Annotated in this window: 5 protein-coding genes; 3 read left to right on the top strand and 2 right to left on the bottom strand. The window is 68.8% G+C overall.

Features of this window, described 5'->3' with window-relative positions; translation table 11 throughout:
- Together ACWDA7_RS48435 and ACWDA7_RS48430 are read right to left on the bottom strand one after the other, a co-directional pair.
- Positions 1–477, bottom strand: a 477-nt coding sequence (locus ACWDA7_RS48435) for an alcohol dehydrogenase catalytic domain-containing protein (RefSeq protein ID WP_450614034.1), incomplete at its 3' end; no start/stop codon positions are given.
- Positions 478–637: 160 nt separating this feature from the next.
- A complete protein-coding gene (locus ACWDA7_RS48430; protein ID WP_450614032.1) occupies positions 638–3,859 on the bottom strand; it encodes a bifunctional cytochrome P450/NADPH--P450 reductase in 3,222 nt (1,073 codons plus the stop codon).
- 254 nt (positions 3,860–4,113) lie between these two features.
- Here ACWDA7_RS48430 and ACWDA7_RS48425 point away from each other — a divergent pair, with 254 nt between their 5' ends.
- From ACWDA7_RS48425 to ACWDA7_RS48415, 3 genes are all read left to right on the top strand, one after another.
- Positions 4,114–4,767, top strand: coding sequence for a TetR/AcrR family transcriptional regulator (locus ACWDA7_RS48425; RefSeq protein ID WP_450614030.1), 654 nt, complete (start codon positions 4,114–4,116; stop codon positions 4,765–4,767).
- A 405-nt stretch (positions 4,768–5,172) separates the two neighbouring features.
- Positions 5,173–6,681, top strand: coding sequence for an MFS transporter (locus tag ACWDA7_RS48420; RefSeq protein ID WP_450614028.1), 1,509 nt, complete (start codon positions 5,173–5,175; stop codon positions 6,679–6,681).
- A 129-nt stretch (positions 6,682–6,810) separates the two neighbouring features.
- Positions 6,811–7,395 (top strand): TetR/AcrR family transcriptional regulator, encoded by a 585-nt coding sequence (locus ACWDA7_RS48415; RefSeq protein WP_450614026.1) that lies wholly within the window; start codon positions 6,811–6,813, stop codon positions 7,393–7,395.
- Positions 7,396–7,486 lie beyond the last annotated feature (91 nt).

The following is a 7,486-nucleotide window of genomic DNA, read 5'->3' as shown; positions in this document are numbered from 1 at the left end:
GGCGGCGTAGGGGGTGGAGACCGCGTCGGGGATGATCGCGGCCTGGTCGAAGGGGAGGCTGTCGGGGATGGGGATGAGGGTGTCCTCGCGGGCGATCACGTACTCGGCCCAGCCGCCGTCGTAGTCGATGCCGGCGGTGAGCATCTGGGTGCAGGGGCGGTGGCGCACGCAGCCGGCGCACGTGCCGCAGGTCTTGCCGGCCTCGAGGGTGACGCGGGTGCCGACGGTCAGGCCGCGCTTGAGGTCGGGGCCGAGGGTGTGGATCACACCGGAGACCTCGTGTCCGACGGTGACCGTGTCGGAGGTGGCGAACAGCGGGACGAGGGAGCCGTCGATCAGGTGGACGTCGGAGAGGCAGACGCCGGCGGCCTTGACCTCGATGAGGACCTCGCCCGGACCGGGCACGGGGACGGGGACCTCCTCCACGGCGAACTTCTTGTTGTCCAGGTGGAAGCGTCCGGCGAGCATGGTGTCCATGGGGGTCTGCTTTCTGTGAGCGGCACTCCCGGCGGATCGGGCCGATGGGTGCCGTGTGGTGTCTGAATGGCTAGTGGGGCCGGGAGGCGTGCGGGGGAGGCAGGACGTCCGCACGCCTCCCGGCGGCTGGGGGTCAGCGCGCCTTGACGGCGTGCGACGGTCAGGCGAAGACGTCCTGCTGGTAGCGCTCGTCCGCTTCGAGCTGGGCGAGCCACTGCTGGGCGGCCTCGTCGTCGTTGCCGGTCCGCTGGCGGTAGATGGCGGCCAGGGCCTCGCGGACGGCGGGGGCCATGCGGCGGCCGTCACCGCAGACGTAGATGTACGCGCCGTCCTCGATGGCCTGCCACACCCTGTCGGCGGCATGGGCGATGGCGTTCTGCACGAACCGGGCCGGGTGGCCGGTCACCGCGGAGAAGGCGGTGTGGATCTGTGCGATGCCGGCCCGCTCCCAGTCCTGCATCTCCTGCTTGTAGAAGTAGTCGTGCTCCGGGTGGCGGCAGCCGACGAAGACCTGCGACGCGCCCACCTGGGTGCCGTTGGCGTGCTGTGTCGCCCGCTCCTCCAGGAAGCCGCGCAGCGGTGCGATGCCGGTGCCGGGGCCGATCAGGATCAGTGGCGTGGCGGGGTCGGCGGGCGGGGCGAAGGTGGGGGAGGGGACGCGGACGTAGCCGTAGACGACGTCTCCGGGCTCCAGGGCCGCGATGTAGGAGGAGCAGGTGCCGCGGTACTGGCCGTCGCCGGACAGGGCCGGGCCCTCCAGCAGGCCGACGGTCAGGCGCACATGACGCGGGTCGGCCGACGGGGCGGAGGAGATGGAGTAGAAGCGGGGCCGGATCGGGCCCATCATCTCCAGGAACACCGCCAGCGGCAGCTCGACCGCCGTAAAGCGCTCCAGCAGGCCCAGCACCGAGACGCGCTTGCCGAGGATCTCCTTGCTGTAGCGCTCCTCGGCTTCCTCGGTGTCGGCGGTGTACGCCTGGAGCTGCGGCCGGGTCCACGGGCACTCGGTGTGCTCGGCGAGCGTCTGGATCTGGGAGCGGGTGGCCACGTCCTGCAGCTCCAGGAACTCGGTGAGCAGGATGCCGGCGGTGACCGGGGTGCCCACCGGCAGGTGGGTGCGGCCGCCGTCCGGCTGGTCGAGCCGGAGCACCTGGTCGTAGTCGACGCCGAGCCGCCTCAGCGCGCGCTCCACCAGGGCGGGTTCGTTCTTGGCGAAGACGGCCAGGTGGTTGCCGGTGTCGTAGGTGACGCCGTCGGGCAGCTCGAAGGTGATGGACTTCGCGGACGGGCGCGGCGGCTCGATGGCGAAGTCCCACAGTCCGGTCGCGTCGGCCACCAGCTCCTCGTTGGCCACCACGGTGAGCGGGTAGGCCTGCTCGGAGACGATGGCGGGGCGCACGTCGGACTCGGTGAGCAGCCGGACCTGGTAGCGGGGGCCGCTCGCCTGGGAGGTGTCGGCGGCGTACTCCTCGGCCAGGGTGGCCCACAGGTTGTCCGTCCACCGTGTGGCCATGCCGTCGAAGTCACCGGCGGCGTCCGCGATGCCGCGTTCGACGACGGGGGTGGCGCCGGCGGCCAGCAGACCTTCCTCGATCCGCTTGGGGAATGCCTGGTAGGTGGCCACCCACTGGGTGTTGCCGGCGCCCAGCAGCGCGTACCGCACGTTCGCCAGCGAGCCCTCGGGCAGTCCGGCGGCGAGCAGGTCGTCGAAGCGCTGGGCGTTGTCGGGGGCCTTGCCGTTGTAGCTGGCGGCCACCACGGCGAGCAGGCCCTCGGTGGGCAGGTTGTCGCCCAGCTCGTCCAGGCTCACCAGCGTGGTGCCGAACCCGGAGCGCTCGCCGCGGTCGGCGATGGTGCGCGCCAGGTCCTCGCAGGAGCCGAGGCTGGAGCCGTAGGCGACGGTCAGGTTCACCCCGACACCGCTGACCGCTGCGTGCGCCTGCGTGTCGCCGGTCTGCACGTCCGCGGCGCCGAAGACGGTCCGCTCGTGTTCCTGGCGGCGGCGGACGATGAGTTCGAAGTTGCCGGGCTTGCGGGTCAGCGCCTCCCGGGGGTCCATCTTGTAGTCGGTGGTGTCGGAGAACTTGAACTTCTGCAGCACCAGCGCGAGGGCCAGGCGGGCCTCGGTGAGCGCGAACTGGCGGCCGATGCAGGCACGCACGCCGTTGCCGAACGGCTTGTAGGCGTGCGGGTGCTGCCGGACCCGGTTCTCCGGCAGCCACCGGTCGATGTCGAACTCGTCCGGCCGCTCCCACGCCTTGGGGTGGGTGTGCAGCGGGCCCTCCAGGATGAGGACCTTCGCACCCTTCTTCAGCTCGTAGTGGCCGCCGATGACGGTGTCCTCCCGCGCCGTCTTGCCGAACGACGGGATGGGAGCCCACAGGCGCAGGGTCTCGTCCAGGATCCGCGGGATGACGTCCAGCTGCATGATCGTGTCGTAGTCCGGGACGGTGTCGCCGGGCAGCAGGCGGTCCACCTCGGCGTAGGCCTGGGCCAGGACGTGCGGGTTGCGCATCAGCGAGTACGTGGCGAACGACAGCAGACCACTGGTGGTCTCGTGACCGGCGATCAGGAACGTCAGCACCTGGTCGCGGACATTGTCGTCGTACAGCCGCTTGCCGGTCTCCGGGTCGGTGGCCTCCAGCATCAGCCCGAGGAGGTCCTCCTCGCCGCTGCCCTTCCCTTCGCGGCGCTCCTTGATCACGCTCTCGACCAGCTCCTGCATCAGCTGGACGTTCTCGGCGTACCTCCTGGCATCGGCCTTGCGGAGCTTGGTCATCATCGGCAGCTCCTGCGAGCGCCGCAGCGACTCCACCAGCGCGCCCAGCAGCGCGTTGAGGAAGGGGTGCAGCTCCTCCTTCGCGAAGGAGTCGAACCGGTAGCCGAACCCCGACAGGGCGATGGTGTCCAGGGTGAGCCGGGTGTAGTCGTCGGTGATGTTGACCGACTGACCCTCCTTGCGCTCCCACTTGCCCGCCAGGTTCTGGGCGATCTCCAGCATCTGCCCGAAGTAGGCCTTCATGGCCCGCTGGCTGAACGCCGGCAGGAGGATCCGGTGGGCCATGCCCCATTCCTCCTCGTGCTGGTGGGCCGTGAACAGGCCCGCGCCCGCGAAGTCCCGGACATGCTGCAGCGGCGTCTTCTCGATCTGCTTGAAGAACCGCGTCTCGTCGGAGACCTCGGCCACCAGGTCCGGGTCGTAGACGAAGATCTGCTCGATACCGGCGATGTCCAAGCCGTAGATGCCCTCGGGGAACTGCTTGGACAGCTCGGCGAAGTACTCGACCGGATTGGTGTCGGGGATCTGCGGCGTGTTGCCGAGCAGGGGGATCCCGCGCGGGGACCGGATGGGGCGAAGGTCGTTCGCGGGGTGCGTGGTCATGTCTTGCTCCTCTGCGCGGAGGGGGTGGAGGGGGATGGGCAAGGGCGCGCTGCGCAGGTCGATGCCGTGGCGCCGTACGGAAGCATACGCCGTATGGAATTAGAACCATACGCGGTACGGAAAGAGGAGCGCAACCTCGGGAGTCCAGGTGGGGCTGTGGTGAAGCTCATTTTCATACTCCGTACGGAACTGATACCGTACGAGGTATGGAAAAGAAGGTGAGACGTCCCCCGCGGGGAACGAGGAAGAGAGACGTGCCTCTGACGGAGGCCGGGATCTATGCCGCCGCCCTGCGGCTCATCGACGCGGACGGCGTCGAGGCGCTCACCATGCGCAAACTCGCTACCGCGCTCGACGCGAACCCGATGTCGCTGTACCACCACGTGCCGAACAAGGAAGCCGTGCTGCGCGGCGTGACGAGAATGGTCGGAGCGCAGTTCCGCACCGTGACACTGGAGGACGCTCCCTGGCAGGAGCGGATCCGGCTGCTCGCCACGGACTTCCGGGCCCTGGCGCACCGTCACCCTAAGCTGCTGGCGTACTCGTTCAGCCACCAGCCGGACTTCATCCAACCCGACGACCCGTTCTGGACCGCCCTCACCGCCATCGTGGCCGCTGCCGGGGTACCGCGGTCAGAGGTCTCGAAGATCGCCGCACTCATGGTCGCCGTCGTCATCGGTGTCCTCACCGCAGAACTCAACGGCGCACTCCACCAGTGGTCGACCCTCAAGCCCCACGGCCCTGAAGCCGACGAAGACGGGGCCGTGGACGCACACCCTGGCTCTACGGGTGCGGCCTCTGAAGGCCCTGACCAGGACCACATGTTCCGCCTCGTGATGGACACGCTGATCACGGGCCTGGAAAGCCGGCTCACCGCCGGTCGTGGCGGGCGGCACGCCGGCCATTGAGCCAGTCAGCCTGAGACGCTGCGCCCCGAGCGCTGGCCCCTGAGGTGCGCCGCAGTCGGGCGACATCAGGCTGCGACACAGGGGAGCCACCCCGTCACATCGGGTGAGACCGCCCGGCGGGGTGGTTCCACATCCAGCCTCTACACGGCAGCCGTATGCCGGCGCCGAACCGTGAAATGACCATAGTGGTTGGCTTGTTCCTGGTCTCTGTCCTGAAGGGGGAGACCGTCGGCCTCGTCGGGCTGAATCACCCGCGTCATCCGTTCACCGAGGCGGCTACGCCGCCGAGTGCTCCCGCCCATGAGGGCGAAGTGGCGCCCCGTACCGGATGAGACCTACCCGATCTCTCGGTCCGTTCTTTTCTCTCTTCCTCCACCCCCATCCGCTGTCCGGAGGGCTGCCCCCATGTCCCAGAACGCCACCGTCGCTGCTTGCGGCGCCGAGACCACACCTGAGAATGTGCCCGACCCGTCGCACCGGCGTCGCTGGTGGATTCTGTTGGTCATTTCCCTGTCGATGCTGATGGGTGTTCTCGACGGCACCATCGTGAACATCGCCCTGCCGTCCGCCCAGCACGACCTGGGCTTTTCGGACGCCGACAGGCAGTGGGTGGTCACCGCCTATGCGCTGGCCTTCGGCAGTCTGCTGCTGCTCGGTGGCCGGGTCGCGGACCTGGTCGGGCAGAAGGTGACCTTCCTGGTGGGTCTGGCCGGCTTCGCGATCGCTTCCATGGTGGGAGGTGCGGCGAACGGTTTCGCCATGCTCGTCATCGCGCGCGCAGTTCAGGGCCTGTTCGCCGCCCTGCTGGCCCCGTCGGCCCTGTCGGTCCTGATGACCACCTTCACCGAGCCGCGTGAGCGGGCGAAGGCGTTCACCGTCGCGGGATCGGTCGCCGGTGCCGGCGGAGCCATCGGCCTGATCCTCGGCGGGGTGCTGACCCAGTACCTGGACTGGCGCTGGACGATGTACGTCAACGTGGTCTTCGCGGGGGTGGCGTTCGTCGGTGGTGCCGCGCTGCTGCACCGTATCCCGCGCGACACGTCCTCCAAGCTCGATGTCCTCGGCACTGTACTGGTCTCCATCGGCCTGTTCTGCCTGGTCTACGGGTTCTCGAACGCCGAGACGCACGGCTGGAGTTCGGTGGAGACCTGGGGCATGCTGGCGGCCGGCGCCGTACTGGTTTCCGTCTTTGTGTGGTGGCAGACCAGGGCGGCGTACCCGCTGCTGCCCTTGCGGGTCCTCCTGGACCGTAACCGCGGTGCTTCCTTCGCCGCCCTTTTCGTCACTGGCGCCGGCATGTTCGGCGTGTTCCTGTTCCTCACCTACTACCTGCAGCAGAGCCTCGGCTACAGCACCCTGAAGACGGGCTTCGCCTTCCTGCCCATGATCGTGGCGTCCTCTTCCGCCTCCGCGGTGGCCAACAACGTCCTGGTGCGGCGCATCGGTCCCAAGCCGGTGGTTCCGCTGGGGATGGCCATCGCGGCCGCCGGCCTGGTGTGGATGACCACGCTGGACCTGGGCAGCGGATACATGACGCAGGTGCTGCCCCAGCTGGTGCTCGTCGGCATCGGGCTGGGCACGGTGATCGCGCCCGCGATGAGCCTGGCCACCTCCGGTATGGCCGCGGCCGACGCCGGAGTCGCGTCCGCCGCCGTCAACACCGTCCAGCAGGTGGGTGGTTCCATCGGCGTCGCCCTGCTCAGCACGATGGCCTCCGACGCCGCCACGAACTACCTCTCCGGCCGTGACCCCAAGGACCCCGGCGTCCTGGCGCAGGCTGGTCTCGAGGGCTACTCCACGGCCTACTGGTGGTCGACAGCCGTCTTCGTGTTGGGTCTGGTGGTGACCGTACTGCTGTACCGCCGTGGCGTGCCGCACCACGACGAGAGCGCCGCACCCGCCGTTCATATGTAGCGGGACAAGCAGTGCTTTGAGGGCCCACCTTCAAGGGGGGCGAACAGGGTCTTTGCGGCTCCCCTCCCCTGCTCAATGGATGTCCCACAGTGGCTGCGACTCGGGTTCTATCAGCGGAAGGTGTACCAGGTGGAAGATCGAACAGATCCGCGTCTGTTGCGCAGTCGTGAGGCCATGGTCGCGGCGGCCACCGCGTTGCTCACGGAAGGTGGGCTGGAGGCCGTGACACATCAAACGGTTGCGACTCGTGCCGGCGTCGGCAGGGCAACCGTCTACCGGCACTGGCCGAGCCTTCTCGACCTCCGCCTGGCCGCGCTGGAGGCCGGCATGCCCCCTCTCCCTCCGGTACCCGAGGAGCTTCGGGCCGCTTCGGGCAACGATCCGCGAGCGGAACTCAGTTACCGTCTGAACGTGCTCGCCGAGCGTTGGGACGACGAGCAAGCGGGGGCCGTCCTTGCCGCGGTCCTCGGGGGCTCACGGCACGACGAAGGTATGCGCCGCCTCCGGGAGTCACTGCTGAACCAGATCGCCGACGCCCTGCGTCCCGCGGTTACCGCAGCCGTCGAGCGCGGCCAACTCCGGCCCGACGTCACCCCCGAGACATTCGCCATGGCCACCGCCGGACCGCTGTTCTTCGAGCGTTTCTTCGCCGGGAACCACCTGGGACGCGACACCGTGAACGCCGTCGTGAACGCCTTGCGAGGTTGGTCCTAAGAGTCATCCCGTAATGGGATGCCGTCCGACCAGTTCCTGTTCGGGAGTGCCACGCCTGTGGGTGGGGCGTTCCCTGCTGGGGCGGCTGTTC

Source organism: Streptomyces sp. NPDC001156, assembly GCF_053598275.1.
This window is presented reverse-complemented; position numbering and strand designations above follow the sequence as displayed.